The sequence below is a fragment of the Chloracidobacterium sp. genome (assembly GCA_016715795.1).
Lineage (GTDB): Bacteria > Acidobacteriota > Blastocatellia > Pyrinomonadales > Pyrinomonadaceae > OLB17.
Genome location: JADJXP010000002.1, coordinates 1,238,236 through 1,257,060 on the forward strand (window position 1 = coordinate 1,238,236; position 18,825 = coordinate 1,257,060).

At 53.2% G+C, this 18,825-nt stretch carries 14 protein-coding genes; 7 read left to right on the forward strand and 7 right to left on the reverse strand.

Annotated elements, in window-relative coordinates; genetic code table 11:
* The first annotated feature begins 48 nt into the window (after positions 1–48).
* The 4 genes from IPM59_10605 to IPM59_10620 all read left to right on the forward strand — a co-directional run bounded on the left by IPM59_10605 (position 49) and on the right by IPM59_10620 (position 2,370).
* Positions 49–912, forward strand: coding sequence for a nucleotidyltransferase family protein (locus IPM59_10605; GenBank protein MBK9216030.1), 864 nt, complete (start codon positions 49–51; stop codon positions 910–912).
* Positions 909–1,508 carry a tRNA (adenosine(37)-N6)-threonylcarbamoyltransferase complex dimerization subunit type 1 TsaB gene (gene tsaB, locus IPM59_10610; protein ID MBK9216031.1) on the forward strand — a complete coding sequence of 200 codons (600 nt, stop codon included), beginning with the start codon at positions 909–911 and terminating at the stop codon, positions 1,506–1,508. Before IPM59_10605 ends, tsaB begins: the two co-directional genes overlap by 4 nt.
* A complete protein-coding gene (gene rimI / locus IPM59_10615) occupies positions 1,508–2,020 on the forward strand; it encodes a ribosomal protein S18-alanine N-acetyltransferase (GenBank protein MBK9216032.1) in 513 nt (170 codons plus the stop codon). The genes tsaB and rimI overlap by 1 nt, the downstream gene beginning before the upstream one ends.
* A gap of 119 nt (positions 2,021–2,139) precedes the next feature.
* Entirely contained in the window at positions 2,140–2,370 is a 231-nt protein-coding gene (locus IPM59_10620; protein MBK9216033.1) for a YdcH family protein, read from the forward strand.
* Between the two features lie 68 nt (positions 2,371–2,438).
* On the opposite strand, the gene IPM59_10625 is transcribed toward IPM59_10620, so the two are convergent.
* Entirely contained in the window at positions 2,439–3,530 is a 1,092-nt protein-coding gene (locus IPM59_10625; protein MBK9216034.1) for a PQQ-binding-like beta-propeller repeat protein, read from the reverse strand.
* A 120-nt stretch (positions 3,531–3,650) separates the two neighbouring features.
* Here IPM59_10625 and IPM59_10630 point away from each other — a divergent pair, with 120 nt between their 5' ends.
* Positions 3,651–4,130, forward strand: coding sequence for a single-stranded DNA-binding protein (locus IPM59_10630; protein MBK9216035.1), 480 nt, complete (start codon positions 3,651–3,653; stop codon positions 4,128–4,130).
* Here the strand turns inward: IPM59_10630 and IPM59_10635 are convergent.
* From IPM59_10635 to dnaE, 5 genes are all read right to left on the reverse strand, one after another.
* Positions 4,127–4,948 carry an acetyl-CoA carboxylase carboxyltransferase subunit alpha gene (locus IPM59_10635; GenBank protein ID MBK9216036.1) on the reverse strand — a complete coding sequence of 274 codons (822 nt, stop codon included), beginning with the start codon at positions 4,946–4,948 and terminating at the stop codon, positions 4,127–4,129. The genes IPM59_10630 and IPM59_10635 overlap by 4 nt on opposite strands.
* Positions 4,949–5,052: 104 nt before the next feature.
* On the reverse strand, positions 5,053–7,650 hold the full coding sequence (locus tag IPM59_10640; protein MBK9216037.1) for a tetratricopeptide repeat protein: 2,598 nt from the start codon (positions 7,648–7,650) through the stop codon (positions 5,053–5,055).
* Positions 7,651–7,787: 137 nt separating this feature from the next.
* Positions 7,788–8,342 carry a sigma-70 family RNA polymerase sigma factor gene (locus IPM59_10645; protein ID MBK9216038.1) on the reverse strand — a complete coding sequence of 185 codons (555 nt, stop codon included), beginning with the start codon at positions 8,340–8,342 and terminating at the stop codon, positions 7,788–7,790.
* 101 nt (positions 8,343–8,443) lie between these two features.
* Positions 8,444–10,828 carry a VCBS repeat-containing protein gene (locus tag IPM59_10650; GenBank protein ID MBK9216039.1) on the reverse strand — a complete coding sequence of 795 codons (2,385 nt, stop codon included), beginning with the start codon at positions 10,826–10,828 and terminating at the stop codon, positions 8,444–8,446.
* A 115-nt stretch (positions 10,829–10,943) separates the two neighbouring features.
* Positions 10,944–14,393, reverse strand: a complete 3,450-nt coding sequence (gene dnaE / locus IPM59_10655) for a DNA polymerase III subunit alpha (protein MBK9216040.1) — start codon at positions 14,391–14,393, stop codon at positions 10,944–10,946.
* An 18-nt stretch (positions 14,394–14,411) separates the two neighbouring features.
* Between dnaE and miaB the strand changes: the two genes are divergently transcribed.
* Positions 14,412–15,791 carry a tRNA (N6-isopentenyl adenosine(37)-C2)-methylthiotransferase MiaB gene (miaB, locus tag IPM59_10660; GenBank protein MBK9216041.1) on the forward strand — a complete coding sequence of 460 codons (1,380 nt, stop codon included), beginning with the start codon at positions 14,412–14,414 and terminating at the stop codon, positions 15,789–15,791.
* A 2-nt stretch (positions 15,792–15,793) separates the two neighbouring features.
* Positions 15,794–16,273 (forward strand): bifunctional nuclease family protein, encoded by a 480-nt coding sequence (locus tag IPM59_10665; GenBank protein MBK9216042.1) that lies wholly within the window; start codon positions 15,794–15,796, stop codon positions 16,271–16,273.
* A gap of 78 nt (positions 16,274–16,351) precedes the next feature.
* Here IPM59_10665 and IPM59_10670 read toward each other — a convergent pair whose 3' ends face one another.
* A complete protein-coding gene (locus IPM59_10670) occupies positions 16,352–18,745 on the reverse strand; it encodes a hypothetical protein (GenBank protein MBK9216043.1) in 2,394 nt (797 codons plus the stop codon).
* Between the last annotated feature and the right edge of the window lie 80 nt (positions 18,746–18,825).

Below are 18,825 nucleotides of genomic sequence, written 5' to 3' on the forward strand. Positions count from 1 at the left end.
TGACCAAGCTAAGTAGTTAAGAACTGTCATCTCTGCTACTCTCTCCTTGTGTCGGCATCAGTGACTAATTTTGCGACGACTGACGAATTTCGCTGGAAACTGCTTCAGGTGAGAGCGGCTGAGAAGCGCGCCGTAAGGGCATTTCAGTTGTTCCGTGAACAGGGTATCGAGCCGATACTGATAAAGGGCATCGCAGCGGGACGTAGCTATCCCGAGACCGAGCCGCGCGTTGCAATTGATATCGACCTGGCTGTATCGTCGGCAGAGTTTGACCGAGCGGACGCTATCGTCGTTAAGCATGCGCAGGAAGGCCTTGCGATCGATCTGCACCGCGAGCTGCGGCATCTGGACACAGTTGCGTGGGACGACTTGTTTGCTAACTCGGCCGAGTGGCCGTTGGACGACGGCCCGATACGCATCCTGCGGCCCGAGGACCATTTGCGTGTGCTGTGCGTCCACTGGCTAACGGACGGTGCGAGCCAGAAAGAGAGGCTGTGGGACATATGTTACGCGGTCGCCAATCGTCCGCCCGGCTTTGACTGGCACCGAGCCCTCGATACGGTCAAGCCGCATCGCCGCCGTTGGATAGCCTGCACGATAGGGCTTGCTCACAGATACCTCGGCCTCGACCTCAGCGATACACCTCTCGCCGACGAAGCCGCTCATTTGCCGCCGTGGTTGATCAAGGCGGTCGAGCGTGAATGGGCAAGTGAGACAAAATTCGTCCCTCTTGAGGAGGCCGTACATAAAGGCGGCCTGCTGCGTCAGATGCCACGCCGCCTGCGACCCGATCCGATCTGGGCGACGATACAGATGAACGGTAGTTTTGATGCGAGAACGAGGTTCTTTTACCAGTTCGCGAGCTTCTTTGCACGCATCCCGGCGTCGTATCGGCGCATTTTCGGCAAATGAGCGATGTGATCGTATCCATCGAGGCAGCCATTGCAGGCGGCAGTATTTCGCTGATCCGCGACGGCGGCGAGATCGCGCACTGGATCGGCACCGGCAATGTGTCAAAGGCTGAGAACCTGCTCGGTGATATCGATCGGCTTCTTTGTGAGCGCGAGATAGGTCGGTCACAAATTCGCCTGATCGCTGTTTCCGGCGGGCCGGGAAGTTTTACCGGCATTCGCATCGGCATCGCAACGGCGTTGGGCCTAAAGGCCGGGCTCGGCGTCGAGATGGCAAGTGTTTCGGCGTTGGAGGCGGTCGTATTCGTCTCGGGAATTCAGGAACGCGTCACCGCCGCGGTTCCGATGGGCCGAGGATCGGTTTGTGTGCAGGAGTTTGAGATCGGCGAGCCTTCGGGTTTGCCACACATGGTCGCTCTCGACGCTTTAGCCAACATTACCGGGAAATTGGTCATTCACGGATCGCTTGCAGAGCCGATGTCCAACCGGCCGGACGTTTTTGATGCCGGCTTTAACTTCGCTAATGCCGTGGGCCGGCTTGCGGCCGTGCGGCGAACGGTGGCCAAACCGTTATTCGTTAGCAAGCACAGTTCCTGATGAGCGAATCTGGTTGTGGCAATTTCCGTGTTCGTCGGGTGGACAGCTCGCACATTGCCGACCTGATCCGTATTGCCGAGGAAACCAACCTCAGCCCGTGGACAGCGCAGAGCTATCTCGACGAGATAAAGAATCCCGACGCCGTGCTGTTGCATCTAGAAGCCGACGATAATCGCACGGTCGGCTTTGTCGTTGGCCGGATAATCCTTGGCGGGATGATCGAGGCACAAACTGATGCTGAGATCTACAACATTGCCGTGATAAGGCCGCTGCAGGGCCGTGGCCTCGGGCAACTCCTTCTGGATAGTTTTCTCGATGCCAGCCGACAGAGATCGGCAACAAACGTGTGGCTAGAGGTAAGGGAATCGAACGCTGCCGCGATCAGATTCTACCAGCGGAATGGGTTTGAAAGGATGCAGACACGGAATAATTTTTACAGCGAACCGCGTGAGAATGCCCTGCTGATGCGCTTGAGCCTCGAAACGGCTGACATTCAATTAGCTAGATCCTGAAACTGCGGGCCTCTTGATAATTTATCCCGAGAGGACTAGAATCAAACTTAAGCCCGGCTCATAGACCATTTCGGCCTCCGGGCCCAAGAAAACTTTGACAAAGTGAGGACTATAACGCTATGGACATGTCAACTGCTGATCCGGTGAGGGACGACTTGCTAAAGAGCAATCAAGTTTTCAGAGATCTGGTACATCAGCATGACGATCTGGAAAAAAGGCTGAACGAACTGGTTCACCTATCGTATCCAAGCGACGAAGAACAAGTAGAGGAGACAACCCTCAAGAAGAAGAAACTCGCGATCAAAGACGAAATTTACGCGATGATCAGCCAGCACGCGGTTTCGCATTAGAAGCCATACTGCTGGTTTAATTTTGGATTGCGGCCACGGACCTTGGCGGTCCGCAGGCCGCATTTTTGCTATTTGGGGCAGCCCGCGGGGCCGACGAGGCTGTAACCGTAAACGGCATCGTTCGTGCCTATTGCCAGGATGCCGCCAGAGATCACAGGATCGGCCGTGACAAACTCGTCGTCGGCTAGGCCGATATGGCCGGCTGTTCTACCTTTGGCGATGGCGGTTATCGCCGCGCCATGTTCGTCCAGCGACGTCGTAAAGAGATAGGTGCCGTTGATCGGTGCGGCGTGCGAAACTCGGCCGGCGAGGCGTCGCTTCCAGGCGACGCTGCCGTTGCTCGCGTCGATGCAGTAAACAAAATTGTCGTGCGACATCGCAAAGATGTGGCCATTTGCAGCGAAGAGCCCGGAGACGCGGCCACCGGTGCGAAACCGCCAAGCCGTCGCACCGCTCCTATCGAAAGCCGTCAGGCCGCCCCTCGCGTCACCGACCAGCAGCATCCCGGCTTGCGTGACGCCCAGGGCAGTAATGTCATACTTTACCTTTCGAACCGAGTCGATCTCGCCGCTTGTCGGATCGATGGCAAACAGCTGCTTTCCGGTTGACGCCAAAAAGAGGCGGTCGGCCCCCAAGACGGGCACAGCAGCAAAGGCCTCTGCGATCTCGCGACGCCATTTTACCACGCCCTGCCGGTCAATCATTTGGACAATCCCGTTGCCTGAAACGACAAGCACCGATCCGTTCAATGCGAAAGTGTAATACCGCGCACCTTCTGGAAGCGGGGCAGTGGCCGCAACTATTCCTGTATCGCGGCTGATCGCGCGGAGAATACCCATTTCATTCTCGCCGACCGAGCTTGTGCTCAGAAGCAGCCCCGTATCCGTGACCAGCAAAGTCGATGAAATGTCGCCGCCAAGTTCTGTAGACCATGTCGTTTTTCCGTCAGGCGAAAATGAGATCAATCGGCCTCCATCAAGGGCAGCATATGCACGCGAGCCATCGGCCGTCAGACGCCGAACCGCAGCCGTTATCGGTATCGCCCAACAGCGCGTGACGTCAGCCCCGCTATTGTTATCCACCTGCGCAACAATAGATACCGCCGCCAGGGCGATAACGAGCCAGGATATGAGAGCTTTGGGAAGCGTTGTGCGGAGCATTCAATCAATGACACGACCGACCGCGAAACTATGGATTTTAGCACACGAGAATATCGTGATATATTGATGCCTACGCAACACAATTCGTTTTAGGCAAATTAACACAAGAGAGGAACCAATATGTCATTCAACAAAATCATTATCGTCGGCAATCTGGGCCGCGATCCGGAACTCCGCTACACGCCGCAGGGAACTGCAGTTTGCAGCTTTACGTTGGCTACAAATGAGAGGCGTCGCGACAAATCGGGTGAGTTTCAGGATATCACCACCTGGTTTCGCGTCACGCTGTGGGGCAATCAGGCCGAAACAGCATCGAAATATCTGGCGAAAGGAAGGCCCGTCTATATCGAGGGCCGTCTCCGGGTCGAGGAATGGACGGATCGCGACAACAATAACCGATACACGCTTGAGGTAAACGCTACCGACATGCAGTTTATCGGCTCGCGTCAGGACGCGGGCGATTACAGCGGTGGAGGGCCGTCGCATGACGAACCCGCATACAGTGGTGCTCCGGCTGCGGATACTTCGACGTCTGCTTCAGCGGCAGCTCCGGCGCCGGCTGCAGCTCCGGCCCCGGCGGACGACGACATACCGTTCTAGACCCAGACGCCCATTTTGCGAAATTTCTGGTAGCGGTTTTCGAGCAGCGTTCGGTTGTCGAGACGCGAAAGGTCATTCAAGCTGTGGGTGAGGGCCCTCTTTAGATCGTCGCAAATGGCCGAAAAGGCCCTTTGCGACGATTTTTCTTCGCCGGGCATGGTCCACGCTTCCGGTTCGGAGATGATCTCGTCAACGATCTGGAACTTTGCCAGTTCCGAGGCTGTGAGCCTCAGCCCTTCGGCCGCGTCGGGAGCCCGCGCTGCGTCCTTCCACAGGATCGCCGCACAGCCCTCGGGTGTGATAACGCTGTAAACGGCGTTTTCCATCATCAGAACGCGGTCGCCGATACCGATCGCAAGAGCGCCTCCCGAGCCGCCCTCGCCGATCACTATGACGACAATTGGGACTTCCAGTCCCGCCATCTCGCGCAGATTGAAGGCGATCGCCTCGGCCTGGCCGCGTTCTTCGGCATCGATGCCGGGATAGGCTCCGGGCGTATCGATAATCGTCACAATCGGTCGGCCAAATTTCTCGGCCAGATGCATTACGCGAAGTGCCTTGCGATAACCTTCCGGCTTTGACATCGCGAAATTCCGATGCCGCCGCTCGTTGATGTCACGCCCCTTCTGCTGACCGATAATACAGATCTCCGATCCATCAAGGCGCGCGAAGCCGGCGATGATTGCCGGATCGTCAGCAAAGCGCCGGTCACCGTGGATCTCAATGAAATCCGAGAACATGGGGCCGATCAGGTCCATTGCATAGGGCCGCTCAGGATGGCGTGCGAGTTGCACGCGTTCGAATGCGGTGGTCGCCATAAGAAATATGATACCGCCTGTGGCCTATTGTAACCACTCGACCGAACAGCCACGTTCCTCAATCTGTCGCTGCCGTACACGACGGATCTATTCGAAGATCGATCTTATTTCAAACGATTTCGGGCTTCAATAGTCAGCGGATGCGTTTCGCCATAGGTTTTTTGAAAAATCTCGTAGCTTTGCCGCAAAAATTCAGCAGCATCGGCGGCTTTGTTTTGAGATTGTAAGGCTTTGCCCAAAACAAAAAGATTTTCGGCGTAACGATAATGGTCATCGCCGTAACTTTTTGCCATTTCCGGGATATTTTTGCGGGAAACTGCTTCGGCTTCGGCAAACTTTCCGCCGTTGATCAAAATGTTCGCCAGATAAAGTGTCTGTTTTGCTTTAGAATTCTCGATAAAGTTGATTTTTAACAGTTCTTCGGCTTCGGCGTGTTTGCCTTGTTTGCTGTAAATTATCGCCAATTCCATCGCGGAATGTGAGCGGAGCGGCGAGTTGATCTTAGTGCGGATTTGCAATGCTTTCTGAAGCAAGGGTTCGGCTTTATCCAACTGATTGGCAACGAGATAGCAGTAGCCGAGATTGTGATAAGCGTTGGAAAGTGATTGATTTTCAACCGCTTTGTAGAAATCTTTTCTAATTGTCAAGGCGGTCTCTAAACTTTGGGCGGCCTCGTCAAAACGGGCTTGCATAACCAAACTTCTGCCCAGACAAGAGTGAGCAGAAGCCAAATCTTGCGGGTTGTCGGACGCATTTCTTTCGGCAATCAAAAGTGCTTCACGACACAGATTTTCACTTTCTTTGAACTTTCCGCGAATTTCCAGAAGAAATGCCGCTGTGTCGGTCAGATATTCTTCCAAGCGACTATCGTCGGGCGGCAAAACGCGGCGGGCGATCGAAACGGCCTCCAGATAATTTCGCTCGATTTCGTCTTTCGGAACTTTCAAACTATCTTTTTGCAAGACGGCAAGTTGGTCGAGGCTGTCGGCTAATTCAATCGTTTCACCGCCGATCTTGCGGCGAATATTGACGGCTTCCTGCATAATTTGGGCGGCTTCATCGCTCTTTTTTGCCCAAAATGTGACGTTGCCGAGGAACTCCAAAGCGGCGAGTGTTTCCAGATTTTCATTGCCGTAAAGTTGACGATTCAGACGAACGGATTCTTCGGCGAGTTCTTCGGCTTTGTCAAAAACGCTGAGGGCTTGATACGACTGCGCCATTGTTAGAAGTAATTTGGCCTTGACTTCCGGCTGATCGTTCAATTCATTTTTCAGTCGGTTGTAGCCTTTGTCCAAAAGTTGGCGAGCGGTCAAGTCCGCACCATTCGTTTCATTCGGATTGGAACTTTTGAAAAGCTCAGTCATAAAGGCCGCGATCTTTTCAGCACGGATCTTTTCGATTTGAACTTGGTCGCGCTCTTTGGCAAGTTTGCGGGTTTGGATGGATTCGGTAATGCCGAAACCCGCCAAAAGCGTTACCAAAAAAACGACGGAGCCAAGCGCAACCTTTTGACGCTTGATGAATTTACCGACTCGATACGAAAAAGTATTCGGACGCGCCAGAACGGGCAAGCCGTCGAGATGACGCTGTATATCTTCAGAAAATTGGTCAACCGAAGCATATCGCCGCGAAGCTTCTTTTCGCAGAGACATCAGCACAATGTTATCAATATCACCGCGGAGAGATTGGGGATTGCGGATTGCGGCATGTCGATTTTCGGAGGTGTTTCGGTTGGTCGAAATGCCCAGAGCTCCCGTGATCATTGAGCTTGGCAGTGGCGGCTCAGTATCGCAAATGGCGTGAAACATCTCGGCTTGTGTGATGTTTTTAGTTTGATACGGACGCTGTCCGGTCAAAAGTTCGTAGAGCAAGACGCCCAAACTGTAGATGTCGGAAGCGGTTGTTATTTGTTCGCCGCGCACTTGTTCGGGCGAAGCGTAATCGGGGGTCATCATCCGCATTGCCGTCAAAGTCGGATCCAAAGTGTGCCCCGAAAGTTCGCGATTGAGTATTTTGGCGATACCGAAATCAAGCAGTTTCGGCACACCGTCCGCAGTTACGATGATGTTTGAAGGCTTCAAGTCGCGATGCACAATCAGATTTCGATGGGCATAGGAAACCGCCGAGCAGATCTGTTGGAAAAGTTTCAGACGTTGTTTGGCATCGAGTTGTTGACTCTCGCAATATTCGAGCAGAGGCAAGCCGTCAACGTATTCCATCACGAGATACGGCAATCCGTTGTCGGTTGTGCCGCCGTCAATCAGTTTGGTGATGTTCGCGTGTTCAAGAGCCGCCAGAATTTGGCGTTCATTGCGAAAACGGCGCAAGATGTCATCCGTATCCATTCCGCGTTTGATGATCTTGACGGCAACGCGGCGTTTAATTTCATCATTACGGACGGCGAGATAAACCGCGCCCATTCCGCCCTTGCCGAGCAAGCGCGTGATCTTGTAAACGCCAATATTTTGCGGAGGATCTTCGGTTAGCTCGGGGGCGTCCAAAAATTCTTCTGCGGCGTTCTGCACCGCTTCGAGAAAACTTCCGTTGTGCGACGCTTCGGCGCAGACCAAATCTTTGACTTTCCCGACGAGTATTTCATCGCCGCCGTCAAGTGTCGCCAAAAATTCCTCGCGTTCAGCCGAAGGCATTTCGATCACCTGATTGAAAAGCTCTTCGACTCTGAACCATTGATCGAGATTCATCGGATAGATCACCTCTCAACCCAAAAGCGTTTTTTTGCACACAAATCGCTCACACTGCGGAAAGAATAACCGATGCGACGAACAACTGGCTGGGGCTCTCGTGGAGAACTCGCGCATCGCTTGGATGAACGCGAACCTTATTCGCTCATTTCATTGTAGAGCCAGGCTTCGGCGAAGCGCATATCGCGGCGAATGGTCGCAACGGCTATCTTCAACACTTTTCCGATCTCTTCGAGACTCAAACCGCCAAAATATCTGAGTTCAATGATGCGGCATTTACGCTCGTCAAATTTGGCAAGTTCCAGCAAGGCTTCATCTAACTCAATCAATTCATTCGACTTTTCTTTCGAGGCGAAAACGAGTTCGTCCAGAGCGATCTTTTGCTGCTGACCGCCGCGTTTTTCGCGTAGTTTCGAACGGGCGTGGTCAACCAAAATATTTCGCATGATCCGTGCCGAAAACGCAAAAAACTGAACGCGACTGTCCCAGTGTACATCGCTTTGGCTGATGAGTTTGAGATAGGCTTCGTGAACGAGCGCGGTCGGCTGAAGCGTGTGGTCGGCACGTTCATTTTTAATCAAATTTGCCGCGACCTGGCGCAATTCCCCATAAACAATCGGCAAGAGTTTGTCTATCGCATCTTTGTCGCCGTTGCTCCAATCGAAAAGAAGTTGCGTAACATCCTCGGACATCAGTTATGCTTTTTTTTAGCACGATTCCTTCAAGGAATCAAAAAAAGCGGTCGGTCCCTAGGGATCGACCGCTTTTGTTTTTGAGGAGGCAATAAGCCCTTCTAGTGCACCCAACGATTTGCGATCGGAATATCGCCGTTTATGCCAAATTGCCTTGCCGCAAGTGAATTGGTCAGGCTTTGCCAGCTGTACCACATGCCGGCTGATGGACGAAAGACGGAAAAATCGTTCTTGCCATCGCCGTCAAAGTCGCCCGGTGTGGGAATATCGTTATTCAAGCCAAACTTAAACTCAACAAATCCGGTGTTGTTCAGACTGCTTTTCAAGTAATACCAAACGCCTGTCGAAGGCCGCCAAACGGCAATGTCCGCTTTGCCATCATGGTCAAAATCGGCGGGAACGGCTTGGTCACCGCTACTCCCGAATGGCATGGCAATGAGTTGATCGTTCGAACTCTGCAGAATATACCAAGTGCCGTTTGAAGGTCGAAAAACCGCCAGATCGGTGCGGCCGTCGCCGTCAAAATCACCTTTGACGGGAACATCCCCGTTCAGACCGAATTGCTGAATCTGGAAATCGTTCAAAAGGCTGTAACGTATATACCAAATGCCTGTTGAACGGCGAAACACTGCGAAATCGCATTTGCCGTCGCCGTCAAAATCGCCCTGAACGGGTATGTCGGTTGATATCCCAAATTGAAACGACGTAACTTGCCCGTCCGATGTCCGATAGACATACCAAACGCCCGTTGAAGGCCGCCAAACGGCATAATCGGGATAGCCGTCGCCATCGTAATCGCCGCTCACCGGAATGTCGCCGTTTGCACCGAATTGAACGGCGGTAAATGAATAATTGTTTCGGCTCGACAAGCCATACCAAATGCCGTTTGACGGGCGAAACAACCAAAAATCGCTTTTCCCGTCGCGATCCAGATCGGCGATCTTCGTCGGCTCGTTGTCCCGGATCACCGCTTTGCCCTGATCGTTGCCGAGTAGGATCGCGTAGCCCGGGGTCAGGTTCAAAAAGAAACTTTCAGTCGGCTCAAAGGCGGTGTCCCCGATGATCGGAATTTTGATGTTGACGGACTGCTGGTCGCGTTCAAAGAGCCATCTCCCGCTTCGGGTGACATAGTCTTGACCGGCGATTGCCGTGCCGTTAGCGGTGGCCACATCAACCCAGCCTTGCTCGATCATCGGCGTATCGAGCGAGATAATAAACGAAAGGTCTTTCTGCCCGGAATCGCCTTCGATGATCGAAGAATCGGTGATGGTAGCGATCGGTCGCGGCACGACCTCAATCTGCAGATTCTGTGAAAATGCCCCAAAATGTTCCACTCCGAGCTGCCACGTCCGCCATTGAAAATTGTAAGTTCCCGGCGTGCTTGGCGCGGTAATATCAAAGCCGATGAATGCCGTTGCACCGGGTGCGACCGCGCTTTGCAGATTGACGCGGTTAAATCCCCAAGTCGTATTGTCGAGCGGATTTTGCGATGAAAGTCCGTATGTTCCCGCGGCCCAGGTTGTGGTGCCGGTATTCTTGAAAGCCGTCATCACATGGTAATGGATCCCTGCATACATCTGACCCGGGACGTTCTGCGACACAAAGGCCGAGTTATTGTTGAGCGTGTCACTGTCGTTGATAGTCAAAACGGCCGTCTTATTGACACCCAAAATGAAGCCGTTGCTTGGTGCGGAAAGCGTCAGATTAACCGTTTCGTTTGATTCAGCCGCCGCGTCGTTAGTGATCGGAACATTGAACGTTTTGCTTGTTTCACCGATGGCAAAGTTCAAAGTTCCGCTCACCGCCGTATAATCCTGTCCGGCCGTTGCCGTGCCGTTGGAGGTCGCATAATGAACGCTCGAAGCCGCTGCCGAATCGCTTCGGGTAACGGTAATTACGGCGTTTCCGCCGTTCTCGTCAATGCTTGAAGTTGCTGTGGAGAATTCAAACGATCTTCGCGTAACCGTAACCCTGACATCAAACTGCCCGCCATTGTTCAGCCAAACCACATCATTAACGCCGAGTCTCAAATACGCCGGACTCGTTCCCGTGAAAGTAAAAGTTTTCGTATTTCTCCCAATAAATTGAAGCGGCGCACCGGGCTGTGCCGGAAGAAACAATCCGGCGTGCGGCTGTGTTGGTAACGGGTCGGACGGAACCTCATGACGTAATTCGTTGATGTAACACAGAATGTTTCCCCAGTCCCAAAGGAAATCCTGAGACATCCCGTTTGCATCCACCAGATAGGCTTCTTCTACAGCACAACTTTTGCCAACGGCTGTAAAATCAACGATGCCGCCCGTGTATTGAATAGTTACCGTATCGTTCGGTTGAAGTAAGACTCGCGGAATTGTGTAATAACCGGCAGGTTTTCCGTTTGTGGACGGAACTATCACGTTATAAACCGATTGAGCCGCCGTCTGGCTCACCAGTAAAAGCGATGAAATTATCACGATAACCGCAAAACTCAATTTCTTTCCAAGCATTTTCTGCCCTCCTTTAATGTGAGAAAATACGCCTCACAAACAAAAGCGACGAAAGGGCCCGAAATCGCTCAGTGGGTACAAGTTTTATTTTGGAAAAATGATTCCGACTGCGAGTCTATTGTAACCACTCGACCGAGCAGCCACGTTCTTCAAGCTGTCGCTGCAGTTCACGGCTGCCGGCAACAGAGGGGACTTTTGTCCGGAGTTGAACGAGCGTCTCGCCCGCAGTCACCTCGAGCACGACGCCGCACTGGCCTCGCTCGCGTTCGAGAAGGATGTAGAGTGTTTCGAGGAAAGAGACGGTGTCGCCATTGAGCGGGGGAAGCGAGATGCAAACCTCGCGTGCACGGGTTACGGCCTCGTCGACGAGGTTTTGTATCTTGTCAACTCGCAACGAGGGTTCCTGACCCTCGGCGACCTCAATAGTGCCCTCAGCGATCACCAGCTCGTCATCCTTAAGATACGACAGCAGGCCCGGAAGATCTCGAGCGAAGACGATGCCCTTAATTCCGCCCGACCGATCTTCAAGGCGAAACGTGCAGTAGCGGCCGCCGCGCTTGCTCAGCTTGACCTGCGTCATGCTCAGCATGCCGGCAAGTCGGACCTTGTCGCCCGAACTAGGTGTGCTGAATTCCGCTATCGGCCTGAAGCGGCCCTCAAGCAGCCTCTGATAAGAGTCGATCGGATGTGTCGAGATATAAAAGCCGACTGCCGCCTTCTCTCTGCTGCCCAGTTCGTCACGACGCCACGGCTCAACGTCGGGCAACTCGACAGTGACCTCAGCACTGTCAGACGAGGCAAAGAGGCCTGTCTGCCCGCGCATCCGATCCTCCGCAAGCCGCTGCCCTTGTGCCAGTGCCAGATCGACAGCTGCAAAGTTGCTCGCCCGCCATCGGGCTATGTCGTCGCCCTGCGCCATCAGAGAGTCAAATGCTCCGGCACAGATCAGGCTTTCGAGCCCTCGCCGGTTCACGGCACCCGTTGACAGGCGCCCGCAAAAGTCGAAAAGCGAACTGAATTTTCCATCACTTCGGGCTGAGACTATCGCCTCAACACTCGACGCACCGAGGCCTTTGATCGCCATCAGGCCGTAACGTACCGTTTCATCGACAGGAGTAAAGCCGTCTCCGCTCTCGTTAATATCCGGAGGCAGCAGGCTTAGGCCGAGTGACTTGAGTTCGGTCGTATATTTATATACCTTTTCGCTGTCGTCCGATTCGTGCGATAGAACGGCGGCATAAAAGTCGGCCGGATAATGGGCCTTCAGATAGGCGGTTCGGAATGCCAGAACTGCGTAAGCCATAGAATGGCTGCGATTGAACCCGTAATCCGCGAATTTCGCCATGAGGTCAAATATCTCTTTCGCCACCTTACGCGGGATCTTGTTCTCAACTGCGCCGCTAATGAAGGTCTGCTCATGAACGCTCATCTCTTGGACGTTCTTTTTCCCCATCGCCCGTCGCATCAGATCTGCCTGGCCGAGGGAGTAGCCTGCGAGCTTCTGGGCGAGCTGCATTATCTGTTCCTGATAAACAAGAACGCCAAAAGTATTTCCAAGGATGCCTTCCATCTCAGGCAAGATGTACTCGACTGGCTTGGTCCCCTTGTGCCGATCAATAAAATCGTCGACCATGCCGCCATCTATCGGTCCGGGGCGATAGAGGGCATTCAGCGCCGAAAGGTCCTCCAGCACCTTAGGCTTGAGCCGCCGACAGAGTTCCTGCATCCCCGAAGATTCAAACTGAAAGATAGCCTCGGTCCGACCGTCAGCAAAGAGCTGCATCGCCTGCTCGTCAGTTGTTGGAACCTTTGCCCAGTCGATCTCAATACCATGTCGTTCCCGTATCGAGGCCAGAGTATCGGCAATGATGGTCAGCGTCGTTAGCCCAAGAAAATCCATCTTGAGCATTCCGACCTTTTCCAGATCGCCCATCGGAAACTGGCTTGTGAACTCATCCTTGTCAGTCCTTTTAACCGGAACAAGTTCGTGCAGCGGTTTCGGACTGATCACAACGCCGGCCGCATGAACTGATGTATGCCGGGAGCAGCCTTCAAGCTTTAAGGCCAGATCGATAACGTTCTGTGTTGATGTCTCGGCGTTATAGGCGCTTTTCAGTTCGGGAACGGTCTCTAGAGCTTCCGGGATGCTTACGTTACGGCCGCGCACCGGCTTCGGGATCATTTTGGCAATTCGCTCGACAGAGCCAAAGTCCATCCCGAGGGTCCGTCCGACATCCTTAATTGCCGCACGCGATGCCATAGTTCCAAAAGTAATGATCTGACACACTGATTCCTGTCCGTACAGGTCGGTCACATAGCGGATGACATCGCCGCGGCCGCGGATACAAAAATCGATGTCAATATCGGGCATTGAGATGCGGTGAGGATTGAGGAACCGTTCAAAAAGGAGGTCGTACTGAAGCGGATCTACGTCCGTTATCCTCAGGCAATAGGCGGCAAGCGAACCGGCCGCCGAACCGCGACCCGGGCCAACAGGTATTCCTTTCTCACGAGCGAATCGAATGAAATCCCATACGATCAGGAAATAGCCCGAGAATCCCATCTTCTGGATCGTCCGTATCTCGGAGTCAAGGCGTTCCCGATACTCATCAAGCGTGCGGACGAGCGTTCCGTCTGCTAGTTTTGGCCGCCATTCCTCTGCTTCTCGCTCCGCAAAACTCTCGTTAAGGACCTGTACAAGATAGTCGTCCATCGAGAGGCCCGGGATCGGCGTCGGATAATCGGGAAGTTGCCGAACCAACTCGCCTTGCGGTATATCGATCTCACATCGTTCTGCGATCCGGACGGTATTCTGAAGCGCTGAAGGGAGCTCATTACCAAAGATCTCCCACATTTCCGCGGCCGACCTGAGGAACCAGGTTGCGTCCGGCGGACGGCCGGTATCAACCAATGTCCGGCCATCCTTTAGACATTGCAGCAGTTCGTGAGCCCGTGCATCGTCCGCATGCAGATAATGAACGTCGTTTGTCGCTACAAGGTCGATCTCTGCGCGGGTGGAGAGTTCTACGGTCCGATCGAGCAGGTGACGCCGCGTGTCATCCGTAGCTTCGCATATTTCGAGAAAGAAATTGTCTCGGCCGAGCGCCTCTTCGAGCATTTTGGCATTCTCGAAAGCCCGTTCTTCATCACCGGCGGCGAGGAAATGTCCCACTACGCCCGTGAGGCCGCCCGACAAGCCTATCAGCCCCTCATGATGGGCCGATAGCATCTCAAGATCAACGCGAGGGCGATGATAATATCCATCTGTAAACGCTTTAGATGCAAGGGATACAAGATTTTGATAACCTCGATTGTTCTCTGCGAGCAGTATAACGCTGTAGTAAGGCCTCTCGCCCGCGCGCACAGAACTCGACCTCTCGCGACAGCTCTCCAAGACGAAATTCGCCTCATAGCCAATGATCGGCTTCACGTTTACCGCCTTGAGCGCATTATAAAAGCCCAAGGCCCCGTACAGGTTGCCATAATCCGTTATCGCACACGCTTTGAGGTCGAGTTCTTTGAGGCGGGCCGCAAGGGGCTTTAGTTGGATTGTACTTTGCAACAAGCTATAATCGGTATGCAAATGCAGGTGAACAAAGTCTTTTTCACCGAATTTGACCGGTTCGCTCGCCTCCATATGAAGAAAGTGTATCTCGAAACCTTTGGCTGTCAAATGAACGTCTCCGATTCGGAACGCGTATCGACGGAATTGGCCCGAGATGGCTTTGAGATGACCGCGAATGAAGAGTCAGCCGATGTGGTCGTCTTTAACACATGCTCTGTGCGAGAACGTGCGGAACACAAGCTCTATACGCGAGTTGGCCAGGTTCGCCACCGGACTGACAAAAAACCTGTCGTGGGCGTCATGGGCTGTGTGGCCCAATTGGAGGGCGAAACGCTCTTCCGTAAGATCAGCGGCGTTGACTTCGTTCTAGGCACCAGAGCTGTTGGACGCATCTCAAACGCCGTAAATGCAACGCTTACAGGCGAGCGGCATTATCTTGATATTGGCGAAAGGGAAGACGAATACGACTGGACGGTCGCCGATACTCATCGCCATTCGCCCTTTGTCGGCTTTTTACCGATCATCGAGGGTTGCAACAAGTTCTGCACCTACTGCATCGTGCCGTTTTCACGCGGAAGGGAACAGAGCCGGCCCGCCTCTGAGATCATTCGGCAGGTTCTGGAAATGCGTAGAAGCGGCATTAAAGAAGTGCATCTAATTGGTCAAAATGTTAATAGTTATCGTCCTGATCGCGACACGGGCCTAGAGTCTATAAGAGGGAAGTATCCATTCTCACGGCTCATCCGGGCCGTCGCAATGACCGGTATGGAGCGGATCAAGTTCACGACGTCATTTCCCCGAGATTTTCGCGACGATATCGTCGATGCTATCGAGGAACACGAAAACCTGTGTAACTGGGTGCATCTGCCGGTTCAGTCAGGCAGCGATCGTGTCCTGCGATCGATGAAGCGGGGCCACACCATTGATAACTACAAGGCGAAGATCGACCGGATCAGAGCCTCATCCCGCGATATTTCACTGACAACGGATATTATCGTGGGATTTCCGGGTGAAACAGAGGCTGATTTCCTCGATACCGTTGATCTTTTCGAGTACTGCGAGTTCGACAGCGCTTATATCTTTAAGTACTCACCGCGTCCCGGGACACCGGCATTTGCGATGAACGATAGTGTTTCGCCGGCGGAGAAAACGCTGCGCTTTCTTGAACTGGAAAGAACCCAGAAACGCATACAGGCCAAGAAGTTACGGAGCTATCTTAAACGAGTGCTTAATGTTTTGGTCGAGGCAAGATCCGTTCGCACGGCTGACGGCCTCACGGGCCATTCGACCTGTCATAGGACCGTAAATTTCCGTGGACCGAGCGACCTCTTGGGCAAGATCGTCAACATCAGAGTGACCGAGGTGAAGGCGAACTCATTATTTGGCGAGGTCATATAGTCATGAAAGCCAGCAGTTTGATCGAAGTCAAGATCGGTGCATTGATAATGGATCCTAATACGAACACACCTATCGTTGTCCTAAAGAGCATCGAGGGTGAAACGGTTCTACCTATTTGGGTTGGAGCGTTCGAGGCGAACGCAATAGCCCTCGAGATCGAAAAGGTCGTCCCTCAACGGCCTATGACGCATGACCTACTTCGCAACGTCATCGTTGAATGCCAACTCACAGCTACGAGCGTAATAATCACAGACCTGCAGGAGAATACGTTCTATGCTCGAATCGAACTGGTCGACCGAAAAGGTGATCCGGTCTCAATAGATGCGCGTCCGTCGGATGCGATCGCTCTTGCATTACGCCTGGACTGTCCGATCTTTGTCGAAAAGAAGGTGATCGATCTCTCATCTGCATCTAGTCCGGATCCTGATATTTCGCCAGGCGGTGACCAGGTTCCGGATGATTGGCCGGAACTGATTGGCTGAGGAGTACATAATCTCTATTATCGGACGCACAGGATCTGCTAGGATGCCAAGATCCGGTGAGCGTAGTTGTTCCCTAACTCACGGCAGACTCGCGGTCGGAGCCCTGTCTTTCAGCTCCACGCTGTAGATCGGTATTAGTAACGCGATATAACAGGCCGCGGCAATAAAGAAATTTACGGAGATACCAAAGTAGATCGATACGAAAACCGCCAAGGCTGAGCTGAGGACCCCGAATATCCCGTTCAAAGCCCAGAACCATGGTGTATCGTCAGCGACCAAGGGCCTGAAGATTCGCATTCCTGTCGGAAAGAAGCATCCCATCATCATCCCCAAGGGAAAGATAACGAGAACGCACAACAGAGCTTTAGTCGTTATCGGTTCTGTGATCATCCGCTCGACGAGGGCCGAGAGTATGAACTTTTGGGTGACGATCATGACAGCCGTCAGAACAGGAGCAAGTTTCCAGAACCGTGATCTGGTAATGGGCAATCGATCACTCAACAAGCTGCCGACCCCAGTGCTCGCGATGATCGTAAATAAGAGGATACCTAGAGCATAGACGGGATGCCCGAGAAAGACAGAGAGCTTCTGGATCATTGCGATCTCAGCGAACATGAAGCCGGCGCCTATCAGGCAGAAATAGACGACGCCGATCCGCATCGCCCTTTTTGACGCTGAGTCAGTGCCTTTTGCCCTCAACCCGATCCGCAACGGGACTATGATCGTGATAAGGGCGAGAATGCCGAGACACAAGATAAGGCCCGCGAGGGTCACTGTGGCGATCAAGTTCCCTTTCAAGACGCCCGCCTCAGTGTTGAAGGCAAATCCCAAGTGATCGAGCCGAAGCATGTTAAAGAAATAAGGGCTCTCGTCCGTCGCCGGCTCGTAGTTGACAACTGCGTCTTTGATCGAGCTGTCGAGTTCTGAGGTCGACTTTGCGTTAACGATGCTTCGCAAGGTCGCATTTTCGGCATCGATTCCAGGGGCCGTAAGCAGATTGAATTGCATTTCTGCACAGACCCGCTTTAGCGTTTCGACATCCTGCTCAGTAAAGGGCTGCTTGCTTAGCAGTAGCGTGGATACCTGGCCGGAATTGATGAGAGCAATGTGCCGCGCAGGATCCGGGACGCGATTCTGCAGAAGCGACGCGACCGTAACACTCAGCAGTCGGCCGGCCTCGCCCGAATTCTTTGGATTGTACCAACGAGAGACAGTGAAAATGCCATCGTCCTTAAGTCGGCCGTAGAAGACATTCCATGCCTCTACCGTGTAAAGCCCATTCTCCGAAAGCGAAAATGCTCCGGCTCCCGTTGCAGCCCATGTGTCTATCATCGACATCTGCAGGACGGAAAATCTTTCGTCGGATCGCGTCAGGTAGCTTCGCGCCTCATCAGCGACCAATCGCACCTTCTCATTGTTGCCAAGCCCTGCAAAGTCTTTGAACTGATCCTTCTGCAATCCAATGAATACGGGATTTACGTCGATTCCAAGTACGTATTCGTGCCCGAAAAGCAAGGCACTCTGAAGATCTCGTCCACCACCGACACCGATGATCGCCGCTCCGCCCGAAGGCCTTAGATGATAGCCGATGTTCGTGACATCATACCGCAAGCCCTTTAGGTCCGCCGGCGTGCGAAATTGCCTCACAGCCGTTCCCGCGTCGCCGTCGATGTTCATCCAATACTGAAAGACCTGCTCCTCAGGTAGAGTTGGGCTTGGCCCCCAATAGAGCGGCGTTCCCCACCCGCCGTTAAATACCACGACACGCGAAAATGAGTTCCATCTCTCGAGCAGCATCCAGTCTGCCGGCACGACCTTGCCCTTGGTGGTCAACTGATAAAGCCCAAACGACGTGGTCGTTGTAACCACGACGATGCCCGCGAGCACTATGGAGACCGACAGCAAAAGACGTCGATATAAGAAAGTCTTACTCCCATAGGCAAATACTAACGCTGAGACAGCGGCGATGATCGCGCATAGCAATACAATGCTGGGAGCGCTGAAGACTTCCAGTCCGGCAAGGACGAAAAGACAACCCAATGCCGCTCCGAGGAGGTCGATCGCATACAACTTCCCTATAGGCAGATCATACTTGGTCAGGATGATCGATAGGGCGATACCGGAATAGTAAAAAGGTAAAGTGCAGAGCGCCGTGATAAGAAGCAAGGAGAGCGCCGGCATCAGCGAATACTCCATGTTTATCGGGATCAGGCACAGCAGAAGCAGCACCACGGGCAGAACGAAGGCGTAACCCATGCAGGCAGTTGCGACGGAATCGTCGAGTTCCCTCTCGTCAAATCGATCCTTCCTCAGATAAACGGTCGTCGCTCCCGCCGTCATCCCAAGCATCGCCGTCGAGATCGCGAAGAATGCCAAATAATACCAGGTGCTGACGCTGAACAGCCGAGAGAGAGTGATCTCGAGGGCGAGCGTTGAAAAAGCAATGAGAAACGTACCGATATAAACGTTCATAGTCTGAGAACGGAACGAGCTATTATCTTTAAGCAAAGTTGAGAGTGAGATTGACAAAAATCCGGCGAGACTGCAAATCG